Raw genomic sequence first — 16,397 nt, 5'->3', positions numbered from 1 at the left:
AGTAAAAAGCGTCTTTGGTTACGCCGTCCAACGCTCAATGTCGCCACTCTCGCCAATCATGGCCAGACCGTGCGCAATCGACAGCAATTCTCCGCCGCTTTCAATCTTATCGGCGTCGAAACGCTGCGTGAAGATTTTACGTACCGCAGGAACGAAGGATGTGCCGCCTGTCAGAAAGACCTTGTCGATGCTGGATGCATCGGTGTTGGTCTTGGTCAGGACTTCGTCGAGCGCGTCTTCGATCTTGGCGAGATCGTCGCTGATCCAGGTGTCGAAATCGGCGCGGCGCACGGTCTTGCGGCCGGACTTTCCGAGCGGCGAGAAATTGAACTCCGCCTCTTCATGCTGCGACAGTGCCATCTTGGTGGCCGAAATGGCCTGATAGAGCGGATAACCTTCGTCATGTTCAACGAGATCGATGAACATTTCCAGCTTCTCCGGCTCTAGCGCAGAACGCACCAGTGATTTCAGATCAGTGAATTCTTTTGACGTTTTGAAGATCGACAGCTGGTTCCAGCGGCCGAAATTGACGTAGTAACCGGCCGGTACATCGAGAACCTTGTCAAAGCTCTTGAACTGGCTGCCTTTGCCGATCTCTGGCGAGACCAGATTGTCAATCATGCGAAAATCGAAATGGTCGCCGGCAACACCGACACCGGAGTGACCGATCGGTTTTGCCGAAAGCTGGCCGCCATTGGTTTCAAAACGAATGAGTGAATAGTCGGTGGTGCCGCCGCCGAAGTCGGCGACCAGAACATTCGCATCTTTCTTGAGGCTCTGGGCAAAATAGTAGGCGGCTGCCACCGGCTCGTAAACATAGTGGATGTTTGGGAAACCCATGCGTGTCAAGGCTTCATTATAGCGCTGCAGCGCAAGGTCTTCATTTGGGTTGGAGCCGGCAAACCGCACGGGACGACCAGCTACAACGGTGCCGATATCACCGTTCCAGTTGTCACCCGCATAGGTCTTCAGCTTGCGCAGGAAAACTTCCATCAGATCTTCGAAGGTCTGGCGCTTGGCGTAGATCAACGTGCCCTGGAACAGCGAGGAGGCGGCAAATGTCTTGATCGACTGCAGGAAACGGCAATCACCGGCGTGATCGATGAATTGGCGAATGGCGGCCTGACCGGCTTCCACGTGCAATGCCGCAGCGCCAAGCGACGGATCTTTCATAAAGGAAAGTGCGGTTCGCATGCTGTCTGTGTCACCGGCCATGCTGCTGAATTGCATGGAACGGCTCTGCGTGCCGTTTTCAGAGAGAGCCATGACCGTGTTGGTCGTGCCGAAGTCGAGGCCGAGCGCCCGTGCCATTGCGGTATCCTTTGTCGATAAAATAGCTGGCCGGACTGAACGATGTCAGTCCCGCAAATAAAAAGGCGTCAATTGACACCTGTGATTTTTGAAGAGGGCGGGTGATCGCATAGGAGATTGTGAATGGCAAGCATGGCGCATGCGTTTTCTTAAGTCATGCCGCAATAAAGCCACGGGGGTTGGCGCAATACGAAGATGGGGATGGACATGATTTGATGAAACGCACGGCGCTTGTTGTTTTGAGTAAAGCGCATCAGGAGGGCGACGTATGACGCAAACACTTTATCGTTCGGCATTGTTTTTTGGTTTGGTATCAGGCGTTTGTCTGAGTTTTGGTGCGGCCGGTGCAGCAGAACCGGTTCACTGCACGGTCATTCTGGATGTGGCGAGCCGGCAGGCTCTGCACCGTGAGGGGGATTGCGATAAAGCCTTTGCACCTCAATCGACTTTCAAATTTCCTCTGGCGATCATGGGTTATGATGCCGGCATTCTGAAGGACGCCACAACGCCGCGATGGGACTACAAGGCCGAATGGAAAAGGCCGAAGCGCGAACAGCAATCGGTCGATCCGACGATTTGGGAAAAGGATTCCATCGTCTGGTATTCGCAGGAAATCACCCGAAAGCTCGGCAAGCAGAAATTCGCCGAATACGTCAAGGAATTCGAGTATGGCAATGCCGATGTCAAAGGCGTACCCGGTCATACGGATGGGCTGACGGAATCCTGGCTAATGTCATCGCTGAGGATTTCTCCTGATCAGCAGGTCGATTTCATGCGCCGCTTCGTGAGTGGAAAAATACCGGCCTCCAAACAAGCCTATGACAATACAAAGGCGATCATCCCGCAATTTACCGCCGCTGATGGCTGGTTGATCCACGGTAAAACCGGTTCCGGTCGTATTCGCAACAAGGTCGGCAAGGCGGATGGTAATAACTGGCTTGGCTGGTTTGTCGGCTGGGCAGAAAAGGGCGATCAGCGGGTGGTCTTTGCCACGCTGAATGTCCGGGAATGGACAACCAAGGAACCGATCAGCTTTGCGACCCGTGACGCGCTGATTGCCGATCTGCCAAAGCTGGTGAAATAATTTAGCGGATAAAGCGCCGTGCCACGAAGATCATGGCCAGCCCGGCAATCGCCAAAAGTGCGCCGCGTAACATCCATGGGCTTTGATTGATCATGAAGCTGGAGGCGGGGTAGGGGAAATAACCGCTACCCTGCCCAATCCAGATTGCGCCGATAAGCGTTAGAAGAACCCCAAGGACGGTCAGCGAAATTCGAAGCACCTGCATGATAAACCCCGAAAGAGACAAGGTCTCTATCATAACCTGAAGCGGTCGATCGCGCCATGGTCACAATCTCCCGTCGTTTACGCTTCAGCGTAATAACGAACGATCAGATTTGTTTCGTTTTCAGTGTCGGTATCCTGCGAAGCCTTTGACGCCGTTCCTTCAAACGTGCTTTTTTCGATCGCGTCCAAAACACCACGAATGATCTGGTCTTTCTGGGCGGCGATTGCACGATTGCGCAAGGCTGTGAATGCGGCGTCATTAACCGCTCTGAAACTGCGCTCCAGCGCGGCGTCATTTTTCAAAACCAGTGTGTGAGAGGTGGGCGCTGACACAGACGAAACGGCTGTTGGTCTTGACTGAACCGGCGCGGCTTGCTGTTGCGGATTAGGGCCCGCTGCGGCAGGTGCCGTGGTGGCACTGTCAGCCTTGCTATCATTCTGCGCGCTATCGGTCTCGACAGTCGACGAGGGCGCTGCGTTGACCTGTTCACTGGGCTGAGATGCATCGGTCGGTTCCGGCGCTGAGCCGGCGCTATCACCGTTTTCCGATATGTCGTTATCATCGACGGCGGAAGGCGGTTCCCCAGCCGCAGCTCCAGCGTCTGCCTCTGTGTCGCCATCGGGCTGAGTAGGCGCCGCAGAATAGGTGCCATCATCATCTTGTGCTGCGGTCTCTAGTGCCGTGTTTTCACCGGTTTGTGCATGTGTGACCGGCGGCGTTTGCGAAGCCTGATTGCCGGAAGAAGAATTTGTGTTGCCGCTGTTGCCAAGAGACGTTTGCCCACTTGAAGAGGTGGGCGGCAGAAGTGTTTCGAGCATGAAAGGGGTACCAGAACTATCAATGCCCCCCGTCTAACCTTCCACCCCCCAAAATTTAGTGGAATTGGGTAGCGTGATTTTATTAAAATACTGAGGTAATTGCGTTTTCCACAGCACAAAACAAAAGCGCGCCACAACCATGCCGTGGCGCGCTCCAAAGGACTTTGAACGAATTGATCGTTAGATGGAGCTTGCCGCACCGCCATCGACCCGCAACATGGTGCCGGTGATGTAGCTTGCTCCCTGCGAGCACAGAAACGCACCTGCTGCACCAAATTCATCGACAGTGCCGAGACGTGCAGCCGGAATGGTCTTGACGGACGATGAGCGGATTTCCTCGATGCTCTTGCCGGTGCGCTTGGCATTGGCGCCATCCAGTTCATCGATACGATCGGTGTGAATACGGCCGGGCAGCAGCATATTGGATGTGATGCCGAAACCTGCCACTTCGCTCGACAATGTCTTGCTCCAGCCAACCAGCGCGCCGCGCAATGTATTGGACAGCGCCAGATTGGGGATCGGTTCAAAAACGCCTGACGAGGCGACGGTGACAATACGGCCCCAGCGTTGTTCCTTCATCTGCGGCAGGAAAGCGCCGGTCAGTGTGATGACGCGCAGCACCATCGACTGGAAGAAGGTTTCGAGCTTTTCGGCTGTGATTTCTTCGGCAGTGCCGGGTGTCGGGCCGCCGGTATTGTTGATCAGGATGTCGATGCCGCCGAGTTTCTGTTTAACGGCATCAACCATCTCCGCCACAAAATTTGCCTCGGAAATGTCACCACGAACCCAATCGGCTTTGCCTTTGCCAAGCGCGTTGAGAGCTTGGCAATTTGCTTCCAGCTTTTCGCTGGTGCGACCAACCAGCAATACATTAACGCCTTCCTTGAGCAGCGCAGTGGCAATGCCAAGGCCAAGACCGCGTGAAGAGGCGAGAACCAGTGCGCGTTTGCCGGAAATACCGAAATCCATGTGTCATTCCTTATGAAATCGAGACGTCATTGTTTGTATAGGCTGCGCAGGTCACGATTTGAAGGTCGAGACCTGCTTTGGTGCATTTAGGCAAATGGCACTTTGCCGGGATTGAACAAACCATCGGGATCGAGAGCCCGCTTGATCTGTTTTGCCAGACTGCGTTTTACCGGGTCGGCATAATTTTCGTAACCATACCGTTTCTCAAAACCCACGCCATGTTCGGCCGAGAAGCTGCCGCCAATTTCGCGCACATCGGTATAGATCGCATCCTGAATGCGAATGAGTTCCGCTTCGTCTGGCTCATCACATTTGACCGTCAGATGCAGGTTGCCATCGGCAATATGGCCATAGACATAAAGTTGGTAATCCGGATTCAGCACCTGAAACCGAGCATGTAGATCCGCGACATAGGCATCCAGCAGGGCAGGCGGTAAGGATACGTCGAAGGAGGGTGGATTGTTGTAGAACTGGTAATAGAAACCAGACTCCTCGCGCAGTACCCAGATTAGTTTGGCCTGGGTGCTGGACTGCGCGACAATGCCATCGAGAATACCGATTTCCTCCCAGATGTCGGCAAGGGCCGCTTCCAGATTGCCGCGAGCCGTTTCTTCATCTGTGGACGAAATCTCAACGATAAAGGCGCAGGCGCTCTCCGGCAGCCAGGAAAGGTCAAAATTGCGCAAGGCGGCATGGTCACGGATAAACAGCGGCCACATCATTTCTGCCGCTTCCAGCTTGAGGCCGGTCATGTCAGTGAGACGTTCGGCAATGGCCAGCGCGCTTTTGGCATTATTGACTGCCAGCATGGCGGTGGCGCGGTATGGCCGCAAAATCTCAAGTTTCAGCACGAGGCGTGTGATGATACCGAACGCGCCTTCGCTTCCGATCAGTAACTGCTTGATGTCAGGCCCGGCACTGACTTTGACTACGCGGGTCAGGTCACTGAATATCGTACCATCAGGCATGACGGCCTCGATACCGAGTATCTGATGGCGCATGACGCCGTTGCGAAATGCCAGCAGTCCGCCTGCATTGGTGGCCGCCATGCCGCCAATTGTTGCCGTTCCGCGCGAAGGAAGGTCAATGCCGGTGGTAAGGCCGTATGCCGCTACCGCTTCTTGAAGGGCCTGCAACGTCATGCCCGCCTGCACTGTGACGGTCTTTTCTTCGATATTGATGCTATCAACGGCGTTCAGCCGTGATGTCGAGATGGCGATCTGCCCTTCATGGCTGACGCAACCACCAGCAAGACTGGTGCGCCCGCCATGAGGCACAATGTTGACGCCCTGTTCGCGACACCATGTCACCAGCGCAGCGAGGTCCACTGCACTAGAGGGAGACACCAGAATGCCAGCGCCAAAATTGTCTGGGTGTTCTCCGGGGTCGCGTCCTTGCAAGTCGGTATGTGTGGCTATGTGCATATCGGGGAACGCAAATTTCAGCTTCGCTGCAAGGGTGAGGGCGGACGTGTCTGACATGAGCGGTTCGCTTCGCGGCGTGAATTCAGTTGGCAAATCAATAGCAGCCTGCGGTCAGGCGTCCAATGCAGTTTGAAGAATCCACTGATTTTGATGGCGACTTGCGTTGAAGGTCAAGCGTGATCATTTGCTTAAACGCGCCTTGACCGACGCTAAAACCGACCTTATTTGTATATTACGTGAACGTAAAAGTAATTTAATCGTCAGGTTGTCTGACAATAATGTGTGAATCGACATGACTTGCCGCATTCAGCGCTCGACAAGTGCTGTTTGCTTTGCCAAGAAAGAACGAAAGACAGGGACGGGGTGGTCAACCCGGCGGGATTGAGAGGCTGATATGACAGAGCAACATGAACTTCCTGAACGCGAGTCGATGGAATTCGACGTTGTGATTGTGGGTGCAGGTCCTGCGGGTCTGTCGGCAGCAATTCGTTTGAAGCAGGTTAATCCGGACCTGTCAGTGGTTGTTCTGGAAAAGGGTGCCGAAGTTGGAGCCCATATCCTGTCCGGCGCGGTGGTTGATCCTATTGGTATCGACCGCCTGTTGCCCGGCTGGCGTGAGGAAGAGGGCCATCCGTTCAAGACCGAGGTGAAGGACGACCAGTTCCTGTTCTTGGGGCCTGCTGGTTCAATTCGTCTGCCAAACTTCATGATGCCACCGCTGATGAGCAACCACGGCAATTACATCGTGTCGCTTGGTCTGGTCTGTCGTTGGCTGGCGGAAAAGGCGGAAGTTCTCGGCGTCGAGATCTATCCCGGTTTTGCTGCCAGCGAGGTTATTTACGGTGACGACGGCGCTGTCATTGGCGTTGCAACCGGTGACATGGGCGTTGAAAGAAACGGCGAACCTGGCCCCAACTTCACGCGCGGCATGGCCCTGATGGGTAAATATGTGCTGATCGGTGAGGGTGTGCGTGGTTCTCTGGCCAAGCAGCTTATCTCGAAATTCGACCTGCAAAAGGATCGTGATGTCCAGAAGTTCGGTATTGGCATCAAGGAACTGTGGCAGGTAAAGCCTGAAAAGCACAAACAGGGTCTGGTACAGCACTCGTTCGGCTGGCCACTGGGCTTTAAAACCGGTGGCGGATCTTTCCTGTATCATCTGGAAGACAATCTGGTGGCCGTTGGTTTCGTGGTACACCTCAACTACAAGAACCCGTATCTCTATCCGTTTGAAGAGTTCCAGCGGTTCAAGACCCATCCGGCAATCAGCGAAACCTTCGAGGGCGGTAAGCGCCTGTCCTATGGCGCCCGCGCCATCACCGAAGGCGGCTACCAGTCGGTGCCAAAACTTTCCTTCCCCGGTGGCGCACTGATCGGTTGCTCAGCCGGTCTGGTCAACGTGCCGCGCATCAAGGGCAGCCACAATGCCGTGCTGTCTGGCATGCTGGCGGCAGAAAAGATCGCCGACGCGATTGCCGCAGGCCGCGCCAATGATGAAGTTGTCGAGATCGAAAATGAATGGCGCCTGGGCGATATTGGCAAGGACCTGAAGCGGGTTCGCAACGTCAAACCACTGTGGTCCAGGTTCGGCACGTTGCTGGGCATTGGCCTGGGTGGTCTCGATATGTGGATCAACCAGATTTTCGGCTTGTCAATCTTCGGCACCCTGAAGCACGGAAAGACCGATGCGGAAAGCCTTGAGCCTGCTGCGAAACACAAGCCGATTGCCTATCCGCGACCAGATGGCGTGTTGACCTTCGATCGCCTGTCATCGGTGTTCCTGTCTTCCACCAATCATGAGGAAGACCAACCGGTGCATCTGCATGTCAAGGACATGGATTTGCAGAAGCGCTCCGAGCATGATGTCTATGCAGGGCCTTCGACACGTTACTGTCCGGCAGGCGTCTACGAATGGGTCGAGAAGGATGGCGAAGAAGTCTACGTGATCAACGCGCAGAACTGCGTGCACTGCAAGACCTGTGACATCAAGGACCCTAACCAGAATATCAACTGGGTTCCGCCACAAGGCGGCGAAGGGCCGGTCTACGCCAATATGTAAAGATGGCCCGGCCTGCACGGACCGCCGCTCAAATGAATATAAGGTCAGGTTGTGAAAATGGATGATCTTGTCTCGTTTTCCATCCGGCCTGCGCGACGCGATGAAATAGAGGCATTGAGACAGATTGAGCTGGATGCCTTTTTTGCGCTTCGCGATGCTGGCGGTATTCCGGGTGAACCAAGCGCCACATCGGCTGACAGTCTTTTCGTCATGCTTGAAAATGGTCTTCTTGTCGTGGCCGCAAACAGTGAAGATCGCCCCTTGGGTTTTCTTGGTGCAACGCAGATCGGTGATGAACTCTACATCAATGAAATCGATGTCTTGAGGGCAGTGCAAGGCAAGGGGCTGGGCAAGGCTCTGATTGTCTGGGCTATCGAAGAGATGGAGCGACGCCGACTGCGACGTGCAACGCTGACCACCGACCGGCTTGTGCCGTTCAACGCACCGTTTTATGCCCGAAAGGGTTTCCGTGTGCTGGCAGATGATGAACTGTCGTCTCATCTGCGGCAAACACTGGATCACCAGATTAAATGTGGTCTTGATCCTGCCCGCCGCGTCGCCATGGCTTGGGATAAGCACTAAATCCACAACCGCGTGCAACGGCCTGTTGAATTCCCTGCGTTTAACCATGACATGTGGGGAGGTGCTGATATAATGCTGTGGCGCATATCGCGTCCTGGGGTGGTGTTATGGACTTTGGTGTTAAATGCGGCGTTATCTCCTCTGGCCTTAAAAGCAGATGGCTATGGTCTGCTGTTGCGGCATGCGGTTTTCTATCGGTTATGACCTCAGCGCATTTCACTGCCGCAGCCGATTGCCGGTCTGATCCGGCCCCTGGCGTGGACTGGAGCCAGTGCAACAAGCGACTGCTGATGCTCGGTGGAAGCAATTTCGAAGGTGCCAACCTGCAGGGCACTGATTTCACCTATACAGACCTGCGTGAGTCGATTGTGAAATCGGTGAACTTCACCAAGGCGAAGCTGGTCAGAACTTCACTCGCAAATACCGATCTTGCAGGCGCAACCCTCAACAAGATTGAAGCCTACCGCAGCGATTTCACCAATGTGAAGGCCGACAAGGTGCCATTCGTGAACGCGGAAATGCAAAGAGCCGATTTTACCGGCGCACATCTCGCTGGCGCGGATTTTTCGAAGGCCGAACTCGGCCGGGCAAATTTTGAGAACGCGGTGCTGGATGACGTGCATTTCAGCATGGCAAACTTGTCTCGCGCGCGCTTCATCGGTGCAAAGCTTGGCGGCGCGGTGGATTTGCAGAACGCTTTTCTTTTCTTGGCACGTTTTGAAGGCGTCGACCTGTCGAAGGTCTCTGGATTATCTCAAGGCCAGCTTGATCTCGCCTGTGGTGATGCAAACACCAAGCTACCTGAAGGCCTTACGGCATCTAAAGAGTGGCCCTGCCATCCAGACGAAGACCCTTCATGATGTAAAAAATCCCCCTGACCAAAGGCTAGGGGGATTCAAGATCATCAGAAGCCGGACAGGACGATCTTGCCCTTTGCCGTACCGCTTTCAATCAGCGCATGGGCTTTTTTCATGTTGGCGGCATTGATGCTGCCATAGGTTTCCGTCAGCGTTGTTTTGATTTTCCCTGCATCGACAAGTTCTGCGACATGGCTCAACAGCTTGTGCTGCTCGATCATGTCAGGTGTCTGGAAGACGGCGCGTGCGAACATCATTTCCCAGTGCACCGACAGGCATTTACGCTTGAACGGCATGACGTCGAACCCGCCTTTGGGATCATCAATCAACGCAAAACGGCCCTGTGGTGCCAGCAAGGTCACGCTTTCGCCGCCATGAAGATCGCTCTGTGTGGTGGAAAACACGAAGGAAGGCGCGCCTATTCCAAGTGCCTCGACCTGCTTGGCTATCGGCTGGCTATGGTCGATGACATGGTGAGCGCCAAGTTCTTTTGCCCATTCTTTCGTTTCCGGACGTGACGCCGTTGCGATAACCGTCAGATCGGTCAACTGCCGCACCAGTTGGATGGCAATCGAGCCAACACCGCCGGCGCCACCAATGATGACGATGGCGTTAGCGCCACCGGAAACCGGCTCATTGATATCAAGGCGATCAAACAGGGTTTCATAGGCGGTGATGGCTGTCAGGGGCAGGGCAGCCGCCTCTTCAAAGCTCAGGCTTTTAGGCTTTGCGCCGACAATGCGCTCATCCACCAACTGAAATTCACTGTTGGAGCCCGGCCGGTTAATGACGCCAGCGTAATAGACCTCGTCTCCGGGCTTGAACAGGCTGACCTTGTCGCCGACCGCCTTGACCACACCCGCCGCATCGAAGCCGAGCACGCGGTGCTGGCCATCTTCAGGAACAGCACTTTTGCGTACCTTGGTATCAACGGGGTTCACCGATACCGCCTTGATCTCGACAAGCAGGTCGTGATCGGTGGCGACAGGATCTGGCAATTCAATGTCCAGAAGGGACGTTTCGGCAGTGATGGGTTGAGGGTTCAGATAACCGACGGCACGCATGTAAAGCCTCCTTGCTTGTTTGCATGCATGGTAATTGATACATATGAAATGAAACCGCAAGAATGCACAAATTCTGTATATACGCACAAAAAGGATACTGTGATGTCTCGTCCTCGTGCAAAATTGACTGGCAACTTTCCCGGCTGTCCCGTTGAATCCACGCTGAGTTTTCTCGATGGCAAGTGGAAGGGCGTCATCCTCTATCACCTGCTGAATGGCGGTACGCTTCGCTTCAACGAACTGCGTCGCCACATTCCAAGCGTCACCCAGCGCATGCTGACCAAGCAGTTGCGTGAGCTGGAAGAAGCAGGTCTGATTTCTCGCAAGGTTTTTCCCGTCGTGCCGCCTCGGGTGGACTATACGCTGACGCCACTGGGCCTCAGCATGCAGCCGGTTATCGCCGCCCTGAAAACCTGGGGTGATAGCCACGTCGTTTGCGAGAATGGCACGAAATACGTCCGCACACCGGATGGCAGGAAGGAACTGGCAGCCTGAGCTGCCAGTCTTTTGATCAGAGCACGGTGCCGCTGAGGATCAGCAGCGCGACACTGAAGTAGATGACCAGACCCGTGACATCGACAAGGGTTGCCACGAAGGGTGCCGAGGCGCTTGCTGGATCCAGACGCAGTTTCTGCAGGATGAATGGCAGCATGGAACCACAGATCGAACCGAAGCTGACGATGCCTACCAGCGCGGAAAATACCGTGAAGCCAACCAGCAGCCAGTGTTCGCCGTAATCGTAAAAACCTGCCTTCTGCCATACGGTCAGCCGCAGGAAACCGATTGCTCCGAGTATGGTGCCCAGCATCAGGCCGGTTGGCAGTTCACGCAGCAGAACACGCCACCAGTCGGAAAGCTTTAGCTCTCCCAGCGCCAATGCACGAATGATCAGTGACGTTGCCTGCGAACCGGAATTGCCGCCGGAGCTCATGATCAGCGGAATGAACAGTGTCAGCACGACAGCCTTTTCCAACTCACCTTCAAAATGCTGCATGGCGCTTGCCGTCAGCATTTCACCGATAAACAGCGCAGCCAGCCATCCGGCACGTTTGCGGATCATCTCTGGAAAGCCGATTTTCATATAGGGCTTTCCAAGCGCCTCCATGCCACCGAATTTCTGGGCATCTTCGGTCGTATCGGCAATCATCGTGTCGATCACATCATCGACGGTCACAATGCCAAGAACATGTCCGTGCTCATCAACGACGGGCAGGGCCAGCAGGTTGTGCTTGCGGATCAGCTTGGCGACCACTTCCTGCGAGGCCAAGGGATCGATGAAAACAACACTTTCTGCCTGGGCGACCGACAGGATCGAGGCTTCTGGCTGACCGGTCAGCAGGCGGCGCAGTGTCACGACATTTGTCAAAACGCCGTCATGGCTCAGCACATAGATGGCGTAGACCGTTTCGCGCGAACGACCGACTGTGCGGATATGATCAAGCGTCTGCTCAACGGTCCAGTCATCAGGGACGCTGACAAACTCCGTGGTCATGATGCTGCCCGCAGTGCGGGGCGGATAGTTCATCAGATGCTGTATGGCGAGTGCCGTTGTGCGGTCCAGCCGTGAAGACAGCCGGGCGCGCTCACCGTCTTGCATTTCCTGCAAAAGGTCTGCGACACGATCGTTTGCCATGGTGTTCAGCAGGCGAACGGCAACGTCGACCGGCATCGCGTTGATGATGGCGGCGGCGTGATGCAGTTCTGGCCGAGCCAGAATGGCCACGGCTTTTGGCTGTGCCATGGTGGAAAGGGCAGATGCAGCCTGTGCCACGTCAAGCGTGTTCAGCTGGTCTACACGTTCTGCAATGGTGAGGCCTGTTGCATGGGTGCCGCGAAAGAGGCGTGCAGCCTTGCTGGCTCTCTGGGAGAGGGTGTGAAAGTTCATGATTGCTCACCTTTCTATCGATCCGCCGATTGCGGCAGATCGTGGTGAGCCGACAGGAGTCAGATCAGTGCACGAACGCCGTTCTCGGCAAAGGCAATCGACTACTACTGTCGCTAGACATCTAATGATGCTCCGGTTGAAATCCGCGCGATGAAAAACCATGCGCGTAAGGCATGTGTTGCGCCTGAAAAGGCCAATAGTCAAGAAGAGAATAATTACGTTTTTGAAAGGCTGCTTTGCTTTGGCAGGCGTTTCGAAAAACGGTGCCAAAGCAATGCGCTAAGGGGTCAGTTCAGGCCGCTTTTGCGCGTTTGTCGATGGAGACGGAAATCGCAAAAACCACAAGGCCAGCGGCTGAGAGTGCAGCGCCGACATAACCGGTTGCAGCGTAGCCGTAGCCCCACGCAATCACCAGACCGCCGAGCCACGCGCCAAGCGCATTGGCGATGTTGAAGGCGGAGTGGTTGGAGGCGGCGGCCAGCGTCTGTGCATCCGCTGCAACGTCCATCAGGCGGGTCTGAGCAGCCGGGCCAGCTGCAAAGCTACAGCCAACAAGGAACACGCAAAGGCAAAGCATGAACCAGTTATCAGCTGTCAGCGAGAACAGTGTCATGACCAGAATGTTGAACACCAGCATGCCACCAATCGTGCCGGTCAGCGAAATATCGGCAAGGCGTGAACCGATGATGTTACCGACATTCATGCCGATGCCGAACAGCACCAGAACGATGGAAACCGAAGCAAGAGGCATCATCGCAACATCCGTCGTTGTTTTGGAGATGTAGCTGAAAATCGAGAACATGCCGCCGAACCCGACCGAAACGATCAGCAGAGTCAGCCAGACCTGAACGCGTTTGAATGCACCAAGCTCACGCGCAATGCTGGCGCCTTCGGCAACCGTGTCGCGGGGCTGGAACAACCACACCAGGCCAACCGTCAAAAGCCCTATACCACCCACCAGCATGAAGGCTGCGCGCCAGCTCATCAACTGGCCGATAAATGTCGCCAGAGGTGTGCCAAGCAGTGTTGCAATGGTCAATCCCAGCATTACACGCCCGACAGCTCGGGTTCGTTTGTGAACGGGTGCCATGGAGGCGGCGACCAGAGCGGCAACACCGAAATAGGCGCCATGTGGCAAACCGGTTATGAATCGCAGTACGGTGAAGGAGGCAAAGTCCGGAGCTACGGCACTCAGGATGTTGCCGATGGTAAATAGTCCCATCAGACACAGCAGCAACGTACGACGGCTGAGGCGTGCCGACAGAACCGCAATGATCGGAGCACCGACCACAACACCCAGTGCATAAGCGGTAATCACATATCCGGCCTGCGGAATGCTGACCCCATAGGTGCTGGCCACTTCCGGCAGCAGACCCATAATTGCGAATTCACCGGTACCGATACCAAAGCCGCCGGCAGCCAACGCAATTTCGATAAGCGCGATTGCAAGGGGCGATAACTTGGCCGCGTCACTCGCGGAACCGGATGATTGCGCACGTGTATCGTGCATGACGGACTCGGTCATGAGGAAACCTGATATGTGAACTGTATTCGGTGCGGGAGCTGCAACGATGCGCAGGGACTGGAAACTGGTCACCAAAATGACCTGATCTGACGTTTATCATTTGATTGTGCGGTGCGGTAGAGGTTTCGCATCAAAAATGGCATCAGACGATTTTTATCTGGAACAGAATTTCAAATTGGGTGTTTTCTCGCCGCGGCAACGGGCGGCCCGTCTGTGGGGAACAGAGATGAAGTTGATTGCTATATTCAACCGCGACGGCGGTACGTTCAAAACAACTGACATGACTGAATATTGCTCTCTGGTACAGACAACGTTCCGTGGGGCAGGGCATGATATTGAATGCCGCCTTGTCGAAGGCCCCAATATTGTCGAGGAAATGGAAAAGGCAGCGGCAACACCAGGGCTCGATGGCCTGATTGCCGGTGGCGGCGATGGCACCATCTCGGCTGCTGCCGGTATTGCATGGAAAAATGGCCTTGCACTCGGTGTCGTTCCCGCCGGTACCATGAACCTGTTTGCCCGTTCGCTAAAGCTCCCGCTTGATATAAGAGCGGTCGTTGACGTGCTGGCGGAAGGTAATGTGCGTGACGTGGACATTGCCAGCGTCAACGGACGCCCTTTTGTACACCAGTTTTCCGCTGGTCTGCATGCCCGCATGGTGCGTTATCGCAACAACATGGCCTTTGCCTCAAGGCTCGGCAAAATACAGGCGAGTGCCCGTGCGGCACTGGGTGTCGTGCTCAATCCACCGGTCTTCGATGTCGAATATATGGTCGATGGCGTGACGCGCCACCGGGAGGTCTGCGCCATTTCTGTCTCCAACAATGAGTTTGGCGAACATCCCTTTCTGGTACCGGATGATGTTGCCGGTGGTCATCTGGGTTTTTATCTGGCCGACGTCATGACGCCACCGGGCGTCGTACGGCTGGCCTTTGATATCTTGCGAGGCAAGCTGAAGGAAAATGCTGCGGTCACCTCAATGACCACGCCGGAACTGGAGCTGCATTTTCCCAAACGCCGCCGCGATGTGCGCTGCGTTATCGATGGCGAGTTGCTGCCGATGGAACGGGATGTGCTGATCAAGCTGCATCCCGGGGAATTGAAGGTGTTCACGTCCCCGGTTATCCAGCAGGCTGCTGCCTGACGATCATAGTCTCGGCAGGTAAGTCCGGTAATCGAAGTCCGATACCGTCTGAAGATAGGTGATGGCTTCCTTGCGTTTGGTATCGGCAAACAGCTTTTGATAGGCCGCGCCAAACGTATCGGCGATAAAAGCCGATGCCGCAAAATCCTCGACGGCTGTCAGAAAATCGTGGGTCAGCTTGCTCTGGGATTGTGCTACGCCGCCGGGTTCGGTTGCCGGACCGGGATCAAGATCATTTTCGATGCCGCGTAACATTCCCCCTAGAATGGCCGTCAGTAGCAGATGCGGATTGGCGTCTGCACCGGCAACCCGGTGTTCAATGCGCGCTGCCGGACCGTGCGTATCGGGGATACGAACAGAGGTACCACGATGGGCAAAGCCCCAGTCAATATCGACCGGTGCGAATGAGCCGGGCTGGAAACGCCGGTAGGAATTGGCAAAAGGTGCAAAGATCAGTTGCGCATCCCGCATGGTTTCCAACATACCGGCACAGACGGATTTCAGCCGTGTTGGCTCACCGCCTTTCGCGTCGAGTATGTTGTTTCCTTCTCCATCAAGAATGCTGATGTGGACATGCAGCCCTGATCCGGCCTGATCCGAATAGGGCTTGGCCATACATGTCGACTTCAGGCCATGATGTTTGGCAGCCTGTTCGGCAATCCGCTTCAGATAAATGCAGTCGTCGGCGGCCGCCAATGCATCCGGCCTGTGCAGCAGGTTTACTTCAAACTGGCCAGGGCCGAATTCTGCTGTTGTTGCATCAGCGGGCAGTCCTTGTATCTTGGCCCAGGCATTCAGCGTTTGCAGATAATCGTCCATAATGTCTGTGGCGCCCATATCGTAGAGCTGCGCACCGGTCGCTTCGCCCTTGTAGGCAAGCCGGGCAGGCGGGCGCGGTTTGCCGGTTGCACGCCAGTCATCCTCAACAAGATAAAATTCAAGCTCGGTCGCGACAACCGGTGTGAGGTCAAGCTGCGCGTAACGTTCCAGCATGCGTGACAGGATGGCGCGCGGGTCCATGAAGCTTGGTCCACCATCCATGTCGTGCATGGTGGCCAACACCTGCGCTGAACCCTCTGGTGCCCAAGGCATCGGCGCCAAGCTGCGCTTGTCTGGCACACACACGCCATCAGGATCACCCAGCGTTAGCGACAGGCCAGTAAATTCGTCATTGTCATCACCCCAGATATCCAGCGACTGCGTGGAGGCGGGAAGTCGGACGGAGCCTTCCCATATTTTTTTCTCGGCTTTGAGCGGAATGCGTTTGCCTCTGAGATCACCATTCATGCCAACAAGCAGCAGCTCTATGCGTGGCTGCATTTCAACAAAATGGCTAGGGAGTACGGTTTCTCTGCGGGTCATTTTGGTATTTCGGCTTTCTCGTCTGATCGTAGAACGTGCAACGATAAGCTTAAACACACCGCCTTGCCAAACGCATTTCATAACGCCATGCTCGCTCCAGCAACATGA

At 55.2% G+C, this 16,397-nt stretch carries 15 protein-coding genes; 6 read left to right on the top strand and 9 right to left on the bottom strand.

What is annotated here, in order from left to right; genetic code table 11:
• Window positions 1–18 precede the first annotated feature (18 nt).
• The gene (locus tag M2418_RS06390; RefSeq protein WP_259145512.1) at window positions 19–1,311 is read right to left on the bottom strand and encodes an Hsp70 family protein; all 1,293 of its coding nucleotides are present in this window, start codon (window positions 1,309–1,311) and stop codon (window positions 19–21) included.
• A gap of 268 nt (window positions 1,312–1,579) precedes the next feature.
• On the opposite strand from M2418_RS06390, the gene blaOXA reads away from it, so the two are divergent.
• A complete protein-coding gene (gene blaOXA, locus M2418_RS06385; RefSeq protein WP_259145511.1) occupies window positions 1,580–2,395 on the top strand; it encodes a class D beta-lactamase in 816 nt (271 codons plus the stop codon).
• 1 nt (window position 2,396) lies between these two features.
• Here blaOXA and M2418_RS06380 read toward each other — a convergent pair whose 3' ends face one another.
• The 4 genes from M2418_RS06380 to M2418_RS06365 all read right to left on the bottom strand — a co-directional run bounded on the left by M2418_RS06380 (window position 2,397) and on the right by M2418_RS06365 (window position 5,868).
• Window positions 2,397–2,600, bottom strand: a complete 204-nt coding sequence (locus M2418_RS06380; RefSeq protein ID WP_250983020.1) for a hypothetical protein — start codon at window positions 2,598–2,600, stop codon at window positions 2,397–2,399.
• 77 nt (window positions 2,601–2,677) lie between these two features.
• On the bottom strand, window positions 2,678–3,418 hold the full coding sequence (locus M2418_RS06375; RefSeq protein WP_259145510.1) for a hypothetical protein: 741 nt from the start codon (window positions 3,416–3,418) through the stop codon (window positions 2,678–2,680).
• Between the two features lie 180 nt (window positions 3,419–3,598).
• Window positions 3,599–4,387 carry an SDR family oxidoreductase gene (locus M2418_RS06370; RefSeq protein ID WP_259145508.1) on the bottom strand — a complete coding sequence of 263 codons (789 nt, stop codon included), beginning with the start codon at window positions 4,385–4,387 and terminating at the stop codon, window positions 3,599–3,601.
• Between the two features lie 86 nt (window positions 4,388–4,473).
• On the bottom strand, window positions 4,474–5,868 hold the full coding sequence (locus tag M2418_RS06365) for an FAD-binding oxidoreductase (RefSeq protein ID WP_259145507.1): 1,395 nt from the start codon (window positions 5,866–5,868) through the stop codon (window positions 4,474–4,476).
• Between the two features lie 337 nt (window positions 5,869–6,205).
• Between M2418_RS06365 and M2418_RS06360 the strand changes: the two genes are divergently transcribed.
• From M2418_RS06360 to M2418_RS06350, 3 genes are all read left to right on the top strand, one after another.
• Window positions 6,206–7,870: an electron transfer flavoprotein-ubiquinone oxidoreductase gene (locus M2418_RS06360; RefSeq protein WP_259145505.1), complete on the top strand. Its 1,665-nt coding sequence runs from the start codon at window positions 6,206–6,208 to the stop codon at window positions 7,868–7,870.
• A 57-nt stretch (window positions 7,871–7,927) separates the two neighbouring features.
• Complete coding sequence (locus M2418_RS06355) at window positions 7,928–8,452, top strand: GNAT family N-acetyltransferase (protein WP_259145504.1); 525 nt, start codon at window positions 7,928–7,930, stop codon at window positions 8,450–8,452.
• 107 nt (window positions 8,453–8,559) lie between these two features.
• Window positions 8,560–9,312: a pentapeptide repeat-containing protein gene (locus M2418_RS06350; RefSeq protein ID WP_250983014.1), complete on the top strand. Its 753-nt coding sequence runs from the start codon at window positions 8,560–8,562 to the stop codon at window positions 9,310–9,312.
• Between the two features lie 44 nt (window positions 9,313–9,356).
• Here the strand turns inward: M2418_RS06350 and M2418_RS06345 are convergent, their stop codons facing one another.
• Window positions 9,357–10,373, bottom strand: a complete 1,017-nt coding sequence (locus tag M2418_RS06345) for a zinc-binding alcohol dehydrogenase family protein (protein ID WP_259145503.1) — start codon at window positions 10,371–10,373, stop codon at window positions 9,357–9,359.
• 102 nt (window positions 10,374–10,475) lie between these two features.
• Here M2418_RS06345 and M2418_RS06340 point away from each other — a divergent pair, with 102 nt between their 5' ends.
• Window positions 10,476–10,868: a helix-turn-helix domain-containing protein gene (locus M2418_RS06340; RefSeq protein ID WP_259145502.1), complete on the top strand. Its 393-nt coding sequence runs from the start codon at window positions 10,476–10,478 to the stop codon at window positions 10,866–10,868.
• 16 nt (window positions 10,869–10,884) lie between these two features.
• On the opposite strand, the gene mgtE is transcribed toward M2418_RS06340, so the two are convergent.
• Entirely contained in the window at window positions 10,885–12,258 is a 1,374-nt protein-coding gene (gene mgtE / locus M2418_RS06335; protein WP_259145501.1) for a magnesium transporter, read from the bottom strand.
• 292 nt (window positions 12,259–12,550) lie between these two features.
• Window positions 12,551–13,783, bottom strand: coding sequence for an MFS transporter (locus tag M2418_RS06330; protein WP_405049381.1), 1,233 nt, complete (start codon window positions 13,781–13,783; stop codon window positions 12,551–12,553).
• Between the two features lie 226 nt (window positions 13,784–14,009).
• Here M2418_RS06330 and M2418_RS06325 point away from each other — a divergent pair, with 226 nt between their 5' ends.
• On the top strand, window positions 14,010–14,927 hold the full coding sequence (locus M2418_RS06325; RefSeq protein ID WP_259145500.1) for a diacylglycerol kinase family protein: 918 nt from the start codon (window positions 14,010–14,012) through the stop codon (window positions 14,925–14,927).
• 3 nt (window positions 14,928–14,930) lie between these two features.
• On the opposite strand, the gene M2418_RS06320 is transcribed toward M2418_RS06325, so the two are convergent.
• Window positions 14,931–16,289 carry a glutamine synthetase family protein gene (locus M2418_RS06320; protein WP_259145499.1) on the bottom strand — a complete coding sequence of 453 codons (1,359 nt, stop codon included), beginning with the start codon at window positions 16,287–16,289 and terminating at the stop codon, window positions 14,931–14,933.
• Window positions 16,290–16,397 lie beyond the last annotated feature (108 nt).

This window comes from Rhizobium sp. BIGb0125 (assembly GCF_024810055.1).
Classification (GTDB): domain Bacteria; phylum Pseudomonadota; class Alphaproteobacteria; order Rhizobiales; family Rhizobiaceae; genus Agrobacterium.
The sequence above is the reverse complement of the archived record's forward strand: the minus strand, read 5'-3'. Positions and strand labels throughout refer to the sequence as shown.

Coding starts and splice junctions, on each gene's coding strand:
- M2418_RS06390 (WP_259145512.1), bottom strand. CDS start 1,311: ATGGCACGGGCGCTCGGCCTCGACTTCGGCACGACCAACACGGTCATG.
- blaOXA (WP_259145511.1), top strand. CDS start 1,580: ATGACGCAAACACTTTATCGTTCGGCATTGTTTTTTGGTTTGGTATCA.
- M2418_RS06380 (WP_250983020.1), bottom strand. CDS start 2,600: ATGCAGGTGCTTCGAATTTCGCTGACCGTCCTTGGGGTTCTTCTAACG.
- M2418_RS06375 (WP_259145510.1), bottom strand. CDS start 3,418: ATGCTCGAAACACTTCTGCCGCCCACCTCTTCAAGTGGGCAAACGTCT.
- M2418_RS06370 (WP_259145508.1), bottom strand. CDS start 4,387: ATGGATTTCGGTATTTCCGGCAAACGCGCACTGGTTCTCGCCTCTTCA.
- M2418_RS06365 (WP_259145507.1), bottom strand. CDS start 5,868: ATGTCAGACACGTCCGCCCTCACCCTTGCAGCGAAGCTGAAATTTGCG.
- M2418_RS06360 (WP_259145505.1), top strand. CDS start 6,206: ATGACAGAGCAACATGAACTTCCTGAACGCGAGTCGATGGAATTCGAC.
- M2418_RS06355 (WP_259145504.1), top strand. CDS start 7,928: ATGGATGATCTTGTCTCGTTTTCCATCCGGCCTGCGCGACGCGATGAA.
- M2418_RS06350 (WP_250983014.1), top strand. CDS start 8,560: ATGGACTTTGGTGTTAAATGCGGCGTTATCTCCTCTGGCCTTAAAAGC.
- M2418_RS06345 (WP_259145503.1), bottom strand. CDS start 10,373: ATGCGTGCCGTCGGTTATCTGAACCCTCAACCCATCACTGCCGAAACG.
- M2418_RS06340 (WP_259145502.1), top strand. CDS start 10,476: ATGTCTCGTCCTCGTGCAAAATTGACTGGCAACTTTCCCGGCTGTCCC.
- mgtE (WP_259145501.1), bottom strand. CDS start 12,258: ATGAACTTTCACACCCTCTCCCAGAGAGCCAGCAAGGCTGCACGCCTC.
- M2418_RS06330 (WP_405049381.1), bottom strand. CDS start 13,783: ATGACCGAGTCCGTCATGCACGATACACGTGCGCAATCATCCGGTTCC.
- M2418_RS06325 (WP_259145500.1), top strand. CDS start 14,010: ATGAAGTTGATTGCTATATTCAACCGCGACGGCGGTACGTTCAAAACA.
- M2418_RS06320 (WP_259145499.1), bottom strand. CDS start 16,289: ATGACCCGCAGAGAAACCGTACTCCCTAGCCATTTTGTTGAAATGCAG.